The organism is Brevirhabdus sp. (assembly GCF_052826345.1).
Map to the genome: position 1 here is coordinate 1 of NZ_JBRBUA010000073.1, position 13,398 is coordinate 13,398.

At 65.8% G+C, this 13,398-nt stretch carries 6 protein-coding genes and 1 tRNA gene; 2 read left to right on the plus strand and 5 right to left on the minus strand.

Features of this window, described 5'->3' with window-relative positions; genetic code table 11:
• A partial coding sequence (locus ACU0BR_RS09125) for a hypothetical protein (protein WP_446156529.1) occupies positions 1-524 on the minus strand: 524 nt, incomplete at its 3' end.
• Between the two features lie 281 nt (positions 525-805).
• Between ACU0BR_RS09125 and ACU0BR_RS09130 the strand changes: the two genes are divergently transcribed.
• Positions 806-895, plus strand: a tRNA-Ser gene (locus ACU0BR_RS09130).
• 847 nt (positions 896-1,742) lie between these two features.
• Here the strand turns inward: ACU0BR_RS09130 and ACU0BR_RS09135 are convergent.
• Both ACU0BR_RS09135 and ACU0BR_RS09140 read right to left on the minus strand, forming a co-directional pair.
• Positions 1,743-9,842, minus strand: coding sequence for a hypothetical protein (locus ACU0BR_RS09135; RefSeq protein ID WP_446156530.1), 8,100 nt, complete (start codon positions 9,840-9,842; stop codon positions 1,743-1,745).
• Positions 9,843-10,018: 176 nt separating this feature from the next.
• Positions 10,019-11,182 carry a mandelate racemase/muconate lactonizing enzyme family protein gene (locus ACU0BR_RS09140; RefSeq protein WP_446156531.1) on the minus strand — a complete coding sequence of 388 codons (1,164 nt, stop codon included), beginning with the start codon at positions 11,180-11,182 and terminating at the stop codon, positions 10,019-10,021.
• A 201-nt stretch (positions 11,183-11,383) separates the two neighbouring features.
• On the opposite strand from ACU0BR_RS09140, the gene ACU0BR_RS09145 reads away from it, so the two are divergent.
• Entirely contained in the window at positions 11,384-12,319 is a 936-nt protein-coding gene (locus ACU0BR_RS09145; RefSeq protein ID WP_446156532.1) for a LysR family transcriptional regulator, read from the plus strand.
• A gap of 25 nt (positions 12,320-12,344) precedes the next feature.
• On the opposite strand, the gene ACU0BR_RS09150 is transcribed toward ACU0BR_RS09145, so the two are convergent.
• Positions 12,345-12,584: a hypothetical protein gene (locus ACU0BR_RS09150; protein ID WP_446156533.1), complete on the minus strand. Its 240-nt coding sequence runs from the start codon at positions 12,582-12,584 to the stop codon at positions 12,345-12,347.
• A complete protein-coding gene (locus ACU0BR_RS09155; protein WP_446156534.1) occupies positions 12,581-13,333 on the minus strand; it encodes a COG4280 domain-containing protein in 753 nt (250 codons plus the stop codon). The genes ACU0BR_RS09150 and ACU0BR_RS09155 overlap by 4 nt, the downstream gene beginning before the upstream one ends.
• Between the last annotated feature and the right edge of the window lie 65 nt (positions 13,334-13,398).

Here is a 13,398-nt window from a genome sequence, read left to right on the forward strand (position 1 = left end):
TAAGAGGCTGTCATTTTGACGTTCGGCTTGGCCGCAAACCGTTTCTCGGCGTAGGGATCGAAACCGTTGAAGTCGGTCTTCGGCGGGGCCTTTGGCATCTCCGTCGCGGTCACCTGTGCCGATCTGGACTTCACCCGATAAACCGGGACGGGGAGGCCTGCGCACCAGGCGTTGACTTGTGCCGCCCGCCACAACTTGGGTTTCTTTCGGATCGGCACGGGATCGGGGAAGCCCGCATCAGGTTTCGCGTGATCCCGACGTCGCGCGGAGCGTTCAGACTCTCCGAGCAATTCTGCCAGATCGGTTGTTGTCAGATGGGGATGCTTGAGTTCGTCCCACCTTTTCTTGGGCGGCGGCGCAAGCCATTCCGCTTGCCAGATTGCGAACCAAGGGAATTTTCCCCGCACCCGACGGAGGCCGAGCGCCCGGGCGAGTTCGCGGGCGGCACGTTTCGACGGCATCCGCCAGCAGGCAGCAAGCTCTGCAAGGGTGGCGTAGCCAGGATCTTGATCGTATTTATTCACGTTGCAACCTCCTCTTGGCGAGGAGCTGGGATCCATGATTGCGCGGCGGAAACGCGCAGTCGTGCCATCTGGAATCGTGACCCCAGGTCTTTTTGGGCGAACAGCCTCGCCTGCCCAAGCCGCGAACCCGCGTGAGGGAATTGTCCAAATCTTTCCTCCGAACGGTGCCGTTCAGTGCCTTTTAGTGCCATTTCAAGGGTTTGAAGGGGTCGCAGGCGTATTCCGCAATCTACGGAATTTCGCCTTGTATCTCCTTGGCTTGCGCGGCTATACCCATCCGCGGAGACGTGGCCGAGTGGTCGAAGGCGCTCCCCTGCTAAGGGAGTAGGCGGGAAACCGTCTCGAGGGTTCGAATCCCTTCGTCTCCGCCATTAACATATTTTTCCTTTTCTCTTTAGTGAGTTGCGTGGGTTGTTCATCTGCTGGTCTATTGTAGCCGTGTGAGTGCGTGGGTGGCCAGAGCTGGGCGACTTACGTCCTGAGTGTAGCACATCACTTCCACAAGGATCTGATGACCCGTGACGGCCATGATCTCATGAGGAGTTGCGCCTGCTTCTGCCAGCGCAGGCCACCATCACAGACCCCACACGAGCCTCGACGGGCTCACCCCGAGATATAGCTGAAAGTTGGTGATGGCCCCTGAGGGGCGGCATATCATGGCGGTGTTCACGCGCCGTCAAATCTCTGGAGATAATGGGATATGCCGCCCCTCAGGGGCCATCACCAACTTTCAGCTATATCTCAATCTGGTCGGCATCGACTTGCAGCGTTCGGTGAGGAAAACGCAGTCATCGGTTTGGAAGACGGGGCAATATCAACTACAAATATAATTAACAGGTTAGTGGTAGAGAAGATTCGATCCCAGTCCCATCCCCACCGCCACCCGGTCCTTGTGCCGCCTGTCGCACGCCCGAGGGCGTCCAACGCTCCCTCATCTCGAGGGTCGGCTGGGGTTCACCCGCATGCGCTCGTTCAGACCAAGCGAAGCCGCGGTGGCTGATGCGTGACAGCTTGCCCGTCGGCTGAGAGCACCAGTCCCGCCTGTCCGGGCGCGCGATCTGTTCACCGCAAACGCCACCCCTGTGCATTTCTCCGTCAGCACATCGCCGTCTCATCAGCTCCTCGCCGTCCGACGCGTGACCGCGTGACACCTGGCGCAGCTTCGGGCATGTCCCGGGCCGGGGTGTCGCCCCGACCCGGGCTTCGATCATGGAGCGCTCAGAAGCGGATCATGACCTTGACGCTGCCGCCGTGACTGTTGCGGCCGTTGCCGAATTCGCCGTCGTAGCCGAACTTGATGTTCACCGTCTCGCTGTGGGACACGAGCGCGCCGATGCTGACCGTGCCGTAGGGGTCGTTGTTGTTCTCCTTCAGGGTGAGCTTGGCCGACGGGTTGGGACCCTTGCCCAGCGATACGGTGGTCCGGCGATCGGTCAGCGGGACATAGAGGCCGGTCTCCGCGAACAGCCGAACGCGGGTGTCGCCGAAGGTCTTGTTGTGGCTGACGCCGAGCGACGGTTCGAGATAGGCGAGGAAGTCGGTCTGATCGTCGACGGTCAGATTCAGCGTCCCGGCACCGCTTTCGGTGTAGCCCGACCTGTGCACCAGCCCGATCCCGAGGGTCGAGGCCGCGGAGATTTCCACCGGACCGAGGTCGAAGCCATACCCCAGCTTGCCCTGGAGCACCGCCGCGCCGTAGCGCTGATCGGACTTGGCGACAAGCCCGCCGACGGGGCGTTCGGCATCCATCATGCCGTAGCTGAGCGTGCCGCCGAGCGATCCGAACCACGGGCCGGCATCGTATTTGCCGATGGCGCCGAGGCCGAACTCATAGCCCTCGCCCTTGCCCGCGCCGCTGAACGTGACCCGAGAGATCTGACCGGACATGCCGAAATACAGATCCTCGCCCACGTTGCGCTGAAAGCCCGCTGCCCCGCCGAAGCGCTTGTAGGTGAGCCCGCCGGAAAAAGCGGTGCGATCCACCAAGACACGCTGCCAGTCGCATTCCTGCTGGGTATAGGACTTCGCCTCGACGGCCAGCACGCCGCAGCTATGCAAAGTCTTGAGCTGTTTGCTGGAATTCGATGCCGCGAAAGCCGCGGTCGAATAGTCCTTGGTGATGTCGATTACCGACGTGCGTGCGACCAGTTCCTCCCGGGTGCGTGAATTGGCCGCCGATACCAGCGTGTCGTTCAGCGCGCCGGTGGGGGCCGCGGCCGCGTTCATCTGCTTGTTCATGAACGCGGCGATCTTGCCGTTGTCACCGCTCAGCCCTGCCTTGCCGAAATCGACGGACGCGCTGGCCAGGGTGACCGAATAGGTCAGCGCATTGGCATCCTTTCGCGCCCCGTAGGTGTAGGACGACGCGATCGAGCCGAAGGAAAGCGCCTTTCGGGCCGCCTCGACAGAGCTTGCCGTCAGGCCGCTGACCAGATCGACATTCGCGACAGTGCCGCGCGGCAGCGCCGTCAGCGACGGTTCCAGCCTGCCGTTTTGCCTGATGTCCACACTGGCGGCCGCGATCCTGTCGCCTTTCCCGGTGTTCGGATCAATGCGCAGCAGGTGATCGCCGTTGACCTCATAGTCAACCTGGCCCGAGACCCCGCCGGTGATCTTGCCTTCGTTGATCAGCCTCGAATTGCCGACCGTGTCGAATTTCAGATCCCCCGTCACCTCACCGCCGATGACCTGCATGTCGACCACGCCGGATGCGTCAAGGGCACGGTTCGCTCCTGCATCCACAGTGCCGTAGACCCCGAAGGAGGGCGCCCGCGTTCCGCGGAACGGGCCAAGCGACGTCGCATTTGTAGCGATGCGAACCGCGCTTCCCTGTCCGCCGGACGACAGGATTGACGCGCCGCTTGCGACGATGACGCTCGCCTTTCCGTGCTTGAGCGGGTTGTCCTGGTTCACCGCGCCGCCCTGGGTCACGCCATCCTCCAGCACGACGGCGTAGCTGTCCGCGCCCTCGTTGATGACCTTGCCCCCGCGTTTGATATCGACGCGCGCGCGCACCGGCTTGCCATCTGCGTCGAAGGCCGCCGTGTCCGCATTGACCAATATCCCGTGAGAGCCCTTGCCCGACGTCTTGACGGTGCTTTCGACGTTGACGTCGACGTTCCCGCTCTTGGCGAGGGCGCGGCCCTGGTTGTAGACGGTCTTGGCCCCGTCCGGCGTGATCTGTAGCAGGGCGTTGGTCAGGCTTTGCGCAAGAACACCGACCGAGTTGTCTCCCATGGTTTGGATCGGCGAGCCTTGCACGTTCACTATGACGTCACCGCCGCCGTTTTTGCGGTCGAGCTGTTGGCCGTCGACGACCGTGGCGTCGCGCAGGGTCCGCCCCGTAATGATCCTGGAGTTGTCGATGTTGTTGATCGTGACGGCACCGCCACCGCCGCCGATGGATTGCGCCACGATCCCGTGGGACCCGCGTCCCCTCGTGATGATTCCCGTGTCTTTCGACACATTCGTTGTCGTGACAGTAACAGCGCCGCCGTCGCCACTGCCCGCGGTCAGGTCGATGTCGAGGAATGACCGGATTTTGCTTTGCTTTTCGCCCACCAGCAGTCCTGTAAGATTGCCGGTCCCCATCAGGCCGCCGCCGCCGCCGATGGACTGTGCCAAGATGCCGACAGAGATGTCGCCGCGCGTCAGCACATAGTTCGCCTTGACCTCGACCTTGCCGCCGTCTCCGGCTGCGCCTCCCCATCCGCCGATGTGCAGTTTGGGCTTGAAGTCGATTTTGCCCTCCTCGCTGATTTCGGCGATCTGTGGCTTATCCTCCGAGGTATTGCCGCCTGCGCCCCCACCGCCGCCGATGGATTGCGCGACGATGCCATGCGCCGCGGTAGGCTCGGAAACGCCCAGCCGGAAGACGGTCGACTTCGTCGCAGAGTCATAGACCGGAAGGAACTTGGCACCGCTGATGACCTGGAAGGTGGAGTCCACCGTGACCTCGCCGCCATCACCGCCCGCACCGCCGAAACCGCCGAGGCTGAAGCTCATGTCGGCGTCTGCCTCGCTCACGCCGCCCGCGCCGCCGCCGCCGCCGATGGATTGCGCCAGAACGGCGTAGGAACCGTTGCCGTAGGCGGCGACGCTGCCGCGCATCTGGCCGAGGTCCAATTTCCTGTCGCTATTCAGCCGCACGGTGACCTTGCCGCCCTTGTTGGCCCGGCCCCCAAAACCGCCTACGGTCAGACCCGCGCCCGCGCCCGCCTCGGGGATGGCGGGGTTTTCCACGTCGTCATTGTCGAGATCGACGATATCGGCGTTGCTCACGGCGCCGGCCGCGCCGCCGACACCGCCGCCGCCGCCGATGGATTGCGCCAGGATCGCGTGCGATCCCGCGCCCTGTGTCAGCGAGCTTGCCGAGCGTTCGAGCGTTACGGTGACCTCACCGCCCACGTTGTCCTTGTTCAGCCGTGCGGAGCCCGAGGAAAGATCCCCCGACCCGCCTCTGCCGCCGATTGCGATGGCCATTCCGTCCGCATTGGGGCCGTTGAGCGTCTTGGAGGATGCTTCTCCGCCCGCGCCGCCGCCGCCGCCGATCGACTGGACGAGGATGGCGTGCGACTGATCCCCTTCGGTCTTGGTCAGACCGTTGGTCTGCACGGTCGCCAGACCGCCCGTGTTGCCGGATCCGCCGGTGCCGCCGACGCTGACCGAAAGCGAACAGCTCGTGGGTTTGGTCTTGCCCTCATCCTCCTTCGTGCAGGGAATCCTGGGCTTTTCAACGAATGAGTTGTCCTTGGTGTCCTTGTCGGCGCCGGTGTCCTTGCCCGGCGCCGCTCCGGTCGCGGGCGGTGCGGAGGGCGCATCCTTGCCGCCCGGCTTGGTCAACGTCCCCGAAAAGGTGAACGACGTGGCGTTACCGCCCGCACCGCCGCCGCCGACGGACTGCACCGTGAGCGCATGTGCGGCGTCGCCCTCGGTCGTGATATAGGCCAGCCTGTCGCCGATGAATTCGGCCCGACCGCCCTTGGCGCCGACACCGCCGTTGCCTCCGACCGCGACGGAGGATGAAAACGCAAGCCCGTCGGACGTAACGCCGCTGGCTGCGCCTTTCGCCGCGCCAATCCCCAGCGACACGGCGTAGGAATTGGCATTGCCGCCCGCGCCGCCGCCGCCGCCCAGCGACTGGACCACGACCGAATGCGACCCCGCACCCTTGGTCTGAACTTTGGTATTGATTTTGGTGTAGGCCAGCCCGCCGGACCCGCCGCGCCCGCCTTTGCCGCCCACGGAGGTCGCGGCCGAAAGGGCGACGCCACCCGCGTTGGCCGCCGGAAAGCCGACGGACAAGGTGCCCGACAACGCGTTTCCGCCAATACCGCCGCCGCCGCCGACCGATTGTGTCACCACCCCCATAGAAGCGGCGCCTTCGGATATGATGAGGTAGTCGGACCCGATCGTCGTGCGCGCTTCCGATCCCTTTCCGCCGCCGGAACCGGACCCGCCGATGCTGGTTCCGATGGTGGCCGCGCCCCTGCCGACGGCCCCGCTGAAGCTGTAGGCATTGCCGCCCGCACCGCCGCCGCCGCCGATGGATTGCGTCACGATGACGTTGGCGCCATCGCCGCGGGTCACGTAGCTGCCGACTGGTCGCGTCTTGCTGACCTGGAAATCAGTGATCGTCGTGGTGGCCTTGCCCGCATCGGCGCCCGTACCGCCGGACCCGCCGACGCCGAAGGAGATCGACGCCCCGACGCTGTCGCCCTGTGCGTCGGCCGGAAGACCGATGGCCAGCGCGCCGGTCGTCGCGGAGCCGCCAAGGCCGCCGCCGCCGCCCACCGACTGCACCACCACGGTATGCGCCAGTTTTCCCGCCGTGTTCATGCTGCTTTGCGACGCCGTGAACGAGGCGTCGCCGGCGGCATTGCCGTCACCGCCTTTTCCCCCGACCGCGACACCTGCGGCCAGCGCGACCGGCGCCACGTTCGAGGCAAAGGATACCGAATGCCCACCGGCGCCGCCGCCGCCGCCAAGCGACTGCGCCACCACGCCGCGCGCACCGTCGCCAAAGGTCCGAACGAAGGCATTGGTCGCCGTGTAGCCGACGTTCTTCCCCTTGCTGCCCTTGCCGCCGTTGCCGCCCATCGACAAGCTGATCGCAGGGGAGATCTCGACCGAGCCGGACAGCGAGGCCGCATGGCCGCCCGTGCCGCCGCCGCCGCCGACCGACTGGACCAGGACGCCGTCGGCGTGGTTGCCCTTCGTGATGACCCTGCCGCCTTGCGTCACCTCGGCCAAACCGCCCAGATTGCCCTCACCGCCCTTGCCGCCGAACGACAGGCTGACGGCCGCACCTTCCGCCGCGGCGAGCGTGCCGACCAGCGTCGACCCGCCCGTACCGCCGCCGCCGCCGACAGACTGCGCCAGAATCCCGTTGGCATTGTCGCCGGTGGTCTCGATGGTTGCGCCATGTTCCAGTGTGGCTTTGGCGAAGCCGCCCGTGCCGCCCTTGCCGCCGTCACCGCCGAGCGCGCCGGCCAGACTGGCGGCGGTAGCGCCGAAAGAAAGCGCGCCGGTGGCTGCAAACCCACCGTTGCCGCCGCCCCCGCCGAGCGATTGCGCCACCAGACCGCGCGATGAGGCGCCGCTGGTTGTCAGATCGCCGCTGCTGATCGCGGTGGCCTGGGCGCCGTTGCCGCCCTTCGCCCCCGCGCCGCCGACCGCGAAGCCGACCGCGACCGCAGGCCCTTGCCCCACCGCCGCGCTGATCGAGACGGCGCCGCCGCCATTGCCGCCGCCGCCGCCGATCGACTGCGCGAGGATGGCGTCGGACCTGTCGGTGTTGGTCTTGATCGTGCCGGCGTTGTCAACGAATACCGTGCTGCCGCCGCCGCCGCCCTTCCCCTTGCCACCTATGGCCGTGGACACCGCGATGCTGGGTCCTTCGGGATTGACCGCACCGGAAAAGGCAATCGCAAGTCCGCCGTTGCCGCCGCCCCCGCCAATGGATTGCGCGAGGATGCCGTAATTGTTCATCCCCCCTTCGGGTAGCGTTTTGTCGGCAGCGGGCTTCGGGATCGTTCCGGTAATCTCTATCTCCGACGAGGCGGAGGTCGTGACCTTGACGGGCGCCCCGGTGCCACCTTTTTCCCCAGACCCGCCGACGGCCACGGCATAGGAAACTGCCGGGCCAATCGCCGCCGAAAGGGCAAAGCCTCCGGTGCCGCCCCCCCCGCCGATGGATTGCGCCTTGATGCCGACAGCGACCGGGCCCTTGGCCTTGATGGTGCCAGAGTTCGTTACCGTCACCGTGTCGCTGTTTCCGCCGCCCCCGCCGCTGCCACCGACGGATGCAGCGAAACCGATACCCACAACCGCCGCGCCGCCGCCGATGCCGCCGCCCCCGCCGATCGACTGCGCGACGATGCCCGCAGCAAGTTCGCCGTCGGTGTCGATGCTGCCGGTCTGGTCAACAATAACCTTGCCGCCGTCTCCCCCCAGGCCGCCCTTGGCTCCGCCACCGACGAGAATTGCGATGCGTTCACCGCCGCGGCCGCCGCCGCCGCCGACGGACAATGCGCTCAGGCCGATACCGGCGCCGTCCTCCAGCTTGCCGGAGTTGGTAATGGTAACCGGGCCGGCCTTGGTGCCCAGCGCGCCCGGCGTATTGGACCCGATGAAGGCGCGGCCGCCCTCGCCCCCCTCGCCGGAGACACTCATCGCTCGAACGCCGTAATCACTGAAGGAGGCGAGCGTTCCTTCGTTCGTGACGGTCACGTTGCCGCTCTTGCCGCCGCGTCCCGCATCGCCGGCGGCACCGGCGACACCGCTCGACCCGCCGCCGGATCCGCGGCCGCCGTTGGACCGCGCCAACACAGAAATATCGGCACCGGTTATGCGCGCGCCTTCATTGACAGTAACCGTAACATTTTTACCGTCACCGCCTTTGCCCCCTTCACCAGCGACGCCGCCGGCCAATATGTCGGCCCCGAGACCGGCCGAGCCACCGATGCTCAGCGCCTCTACACCGACCACCCCGTTGACGATCTCTCCGTTAACGGTCGCCTCCGCGGCGCTGGCATCGCCCCCGTCGCCGCCGGACCCGCTGACACCGGCCACGACAATGCCGCCATCGCCACCGTTGCCGCCATGACTTTCGACACGGACACCGATATCGAAGTCCTTTACATAACCCGTGGACCCCAGGGTGGCCGTTGCCGTGCCGCCGCGCCCCCCTTTACCGCCATCATCGCCCACCGCGACTGACACCGCTGCGTCGCCGCCGCGCCCCCCTTGCGATGTAGCACCGACGCCGAAAACCTGCTGGCTGCCCCCCTCGACGGCGACCCCGCTTCGCTCGACCCTGCCGTAGGCGTCGACGGTGACGCTACTGGCGGCGCCACCGTTTCCGCCATCGTTCGGTCCCGTGCTGTATTGGGGAGAATCTCCGCCGATGCTGGCCGCGAGTACGCCGCGCATTTTCGAGAAGACGTCCGATGACTGCAACGTAGTGAGCTTGACGGACCCGCCCTTCCCCCCGCTTCCGCCGCCGCCGGTCTGGCCGCCGACGGATTTGACCTCGACGCCCGTATCGTCGACCGGCGTCAGGTCCGACGATCCGCCGCGAATCTTGGACCCTGTGGTCACGGTAACGCTGTCCGCGGCGCCACCGTCACCGCCTCTTCCGCGGGTAATGGTCAGAAAGACATCCGTAGGCGCCCCGGTCCCGCCTTCGCTGGCAACAACCAGCCCTTTCTGGGCCGCGGCGATTCGCGTGCTGTTGTCGGTTACGAGCACTGTATCGGCCTTGCCGCCGGCCCCGCCCCTCGCGGCCTTGCCGACGCTGCCCCGGCCACCGATACTCTTGACAGTGATGCCGCTCTCAAGGGGTTCGACCCCGCCCACGACCACGGAAGAGGTAAAATTCGCTGTGATCTGGCCGCCGTCGCCGCCCTTTCCGCCCACATTGTCACGGAAAGCGCCGCGTTTCGCGTCTTTCGCATCGCCGCCCTTGCTGCGATACACGATCGTATCGGTTTTGCCCGTGACGGTTCTGTAAAGTCCACCGGCGTCCTTGCCGTCCACGCCCGGCGCGCCCTTCGCAACCTCCGAAATCACGTCGACCGCGTCGTTGACCGCGGATTTGACGCCGGTGACGGCAACGTCGAGCGCGTCGGAAATCTTCTCGAAAAAGCTCGGCCACGCCATCGCCGGGTTCGCCGTGCCCAGCGTGGTCGTCGCCAGCAACACCGTGAACGCAGCCGACCGCCGGAAATTCATCTCGGACCCTTTGCGTTCCCCTCCGGATCCGACTTCAGAGTTCTTGTGGCGAAGGGTGGTCCGATCGAAACGGGTCGGCGTCATTCGGGTAATCTCCTGAGACAAAGGACTAAAGTTCCCGCAAATAAACTTTCCTCAGAGATCTTAGAACACTTCTATTTTGAAAGCTTAGCAAACAAATGCCACAATGTTGCCACAAAGCAACGTCATTTATTAATGAGTTGCGAGAGGACACCCGATCCCCCTCCGTCGCCGCGCATTCATGCCGCCAACTCGCGCATCGCGAGCCTCAGATCGGCTTTGCCTTCGAATCCTATCCCGGGCAAATCTGGCATGGTGATATGGCCGTCGATGACCTGCACCCCGTCGGGAAAGCCGCCATAGGGCTGGAAGAGATCGGGATAGCTTTCGTTACCGCCCAAGCCCAGACCGGCGGCGATGTTCAGCGACATCTGATGGCCGCCGTGAGGGATGCAGCGATGCCGCGACCAGCCGAATTGCTCCAGAACGTCGAGCGTGCGCAGATATTCCACCAGCCCGTAGGACAGCGCGCAGTCGAATTGCAGCCAGTCCCGGTCGGGCCGCATCCCGCCGTATCGCAACAGGTTGCGCGCGTCCTGATGGGAAAACAGGTTTTCGCCCGTGGCCATGGGACCGGGATAGAATTCCGACAGCGCGGCCTGCAAGGCGTAGTCCAGCGGATCGCCCGCCTCCTCATACCAGAACAGCGGATACTGGCGCAGCATCCTGGCATAGGCGATCGCGGTTTCCAGGTCGAACCGCCCGTTGGCATCGACGGCCAGCTGCGCCCGTGACCCGATTTCGGCCAGCACGGCCTCGATCCGGCGCTGGTCCTGCGCGATGGGCGCGCCGCCGATCTTCATCTTTACGACGGTATAGCCACGCTCCACATAGCCCCGCATCTCCGCGCGGAGCGCGGCATCGTCCTTGCCGGGATAATAGTACCCCCCCGCCGCATAAACAAAGACACGCGGGTCTGCCTCACGCCCCTGGCGTTCGGCGAGCAGCCGGAACAGGGGCTTTTCCTCGATCTTCGCGATGGCGTCCCAAACGGCCATGTCGATGGTGCCGACAGCGACCGAACGCTCGCCATGGCCACCGGGTTTTTCATTCGACATCAGCGCCCCCCAGATGCGATGTGCGTCCAGGTTCGTGCCGGCGTCATTCATCAGGCTTTCGGGATCGGCGTCGAGCACGCGGTCGCGGAACCGCTCGCGGATCAGCCCGCCCTGCCCGTAGCGGCCGTTGGAGTTGAACCCGTAGCCCACCACCGGCTGCCCGTCGCGGATCACATCCGTCACGACGGCCACAAGGCTCGTCGTCATCCGGGAGAAGTCGATATAGGCGTTGCGGATGGGCGAGGCGATGGGCTTCGTCACCTCGCGGATGTCCAGGATGCGCATTCGAGGGTCCTTTCACAGTGCCATGCGGGCGGCGTCTTTGCGGCGCAGGTGCCGGGACGCGGTGCCGTGCTCTCGTGCTACGCGACCAGGGGATTGCACTCCAATGCCGATGAAGGTTAGATCAATGCTCATCCGGCATGGAGATACGCACCACAGCAGGTATTTGCGACACATGCCATGCAGGCAAGGCATCGGACGCCCATGCAAATCACTTGGCTGGAAGATTTCGCGACCCTCGCCCGCGAGCTGCATTTCTCTCGGGCGGCACAGCTGCGCCATGTGACGCAACTGGCCTTCAGCAGGCGCATCAACGCGCTGGAACGCTGGCTCGATGCCGAGCTGATCGAAAGGACCAGCCGAACCGTGCGGCTGACCCCGGCCGGGCAGCATTTTGCGGATGAGGTTCAGGACATCCTGCGCGGGGTCTACCGCGCGCGGCGCGACGTGCAGACCATTGCCCGCGGCGCCGAAGACAGCCTGTCAATCGCGGCGACGCATGCCCTGTCGTTCACATTCCTGCCCTGCTGGATCAAGCGCGTCACCGATCCCAGGCGGATGAGCGCGCTGAACGTGATTTCCGACAGCATGGAGGGCTGCGAAATCAAGATGCTGCGCGGCGAGGTCAGCTTTCTGCTGTGCCACGCCGAGGGCGCGCATGAGGGGCCGCTGGACAGCGGCGCCTTTCGCCGAACGACCGTGGGGCGCGACACGCTGATCGCGCTTGCCGCCCCCCAATCCACACCCCGGCCCATGCCCTCTCCCGCACCTGCCCCCCACGGCGGTGCCCTGTGGCGCCTTGACGGCCCCGCGGCGGACATCCCCTGCCTGAGCTACAGCCGAGGCTCGGGGCTGGGGCGCATTCTGGCACGCAAGATGCAGGCCTGGGAAAAACGGCCGGAGATGCCGGCGCTGTGCACCCAGGTGCGTGCGCAGCTGGCGATCACGCTGCTGGAAATGGCGAAGGAGGGGCAAGGGGTGGCCTGGCTGCCGGACTCTCTGGCGCGCGAGGATATCGCCGCGGGCACGCTCGTCCGCGTGGGTGGTGCGGGCTTCGACGTGCCGGTGGACATCGCGCTCTATCGTCCCGCCGGACGCCTGCCGCCAAGCGCCGAAGCGTTCTGGGACAGGCTCGGCTGATCCTTCGGCCCGGCGGCGCCCGCCGTCAGACCCGGTCGGCGTCGATACGCGCGGCGCGTCTGACGCGCGCTTCCCTCAGCACCGCCTCGGCCAGGACCGCCAGACTGACCAGCGCCAGCAGCACGCCCCCCAGCACCGGCCCCACCAGCGCCGCCTTGAGTACCAGCGCGACCAGCAGGACACCGGCCAGCAGCGCCAGCGTCAGCCGCAGGTCGGCCACGAACATCTTGAAGAGTTCCTTGAGAACTGCGCCCAGAATACTCATGCCAGGATCCTTTCGAAACTTGCGCGGGCCAGCCGGGCAAAGCCCAGGCCGGCCAGCAGGAACAGCGCCGCCAGCGGCAGCAACATCAGATCGGCGCCGGGCCATTCGACGCCCAGCCCCTCGCCGGTCCAGAATACGCCAAAGCCCGAGAGCATGACGCCGACGCCGAACTTCAGGGCGTTCTCCGGCACCCGCGCCAGCGGTTTGTGGACGATCACCCCGATCCCCAGCACCAGGGCGCAGGCCCCGAGCGCGCCGAGCGCGGCGGGCCACAGCAGCCCCTTGCCCGCGCCCACCGCCACCACGATGAAGGCGACCTCCAGCCCTTCCAGCAGGACCGCCTTGAACGCCGCGATGCCCGCGATCCATTCGAGCGTATCCGCGCTGCCTGCCTGGGTTTTCAACGTGGCGGTCTGTTTGGCATAGCTCTCCTCCTCATCGTGCAACGGCAGCACGCCCGCGTGGCGCAGCACCGCCTTGCGCAACCAGCCCATGCCGAACAGCAACAGCAGGATGCCGACGAATAATTGCAGATACCGGATCGGGATAATCTGCAACGCGGGCCCCAGCGCCAGCACGATCAGGGCCAGCACCGCCAACGCCGCGCCCGTGCCCATGATCGCGGGCCGCCAGCCGCGCGTCGTGCCGACCGCGAGCACGATGGTGAACGCCTCGACCACTTCGACGATCGACGCGAGGAACGCGGCCGAGACGGCGGGAAAGGCGACAGTCCAGAAATCGGGTGACATTGCGCGGCCTCCGGCATTTATGTCGTGAACACAACTTCAATGTCGAAAGCATTACATCTTGCGCG

What these genes read in the sequence shown, in the direction of transcription:
- ACU0BR_RS09135 (WP_446156530.1), bottom strand. Translation starts at nt 9,842, where the DNA reads ATGACGCCGACCCGTTTCGATCGGACCACCCTTCGCCACAAGAACTCT.
- ACU0BR_RS09140 (WP_446156531.1), bottom strand. Translation starts at nt 11,182, where the DNA reads ATGCGCATCCTGGACATCCGCGAGGTGACGAAGCCCATCGCCTCGCCC.
- ACU0BR_RS09145 (WP_446156532.1), top strand. Translation starts at nt 11,384, where the DNA reads ATGCAAATCACTTGGCTGGAAGATTTCGCGACCCTCGCCCGCGAGCTG.
- ACU0BR_RS09150 (WP_446156533.1), bottom strand. Translation starts at nt 12,584, where the DNA reads ATGAGTATTCTGGGCGCAGTTCTCAAGGAACTCTTCAAGATGTTCGTG.
- ACU0BR_RS09155 (WP_446156534.1), bottom strand. Translation starts at nt 13,333, where the DNA reads ATGTCACCCGATTTCTGGACTGTCGCCTTTCCCGCCGTCTCGGCCGCG.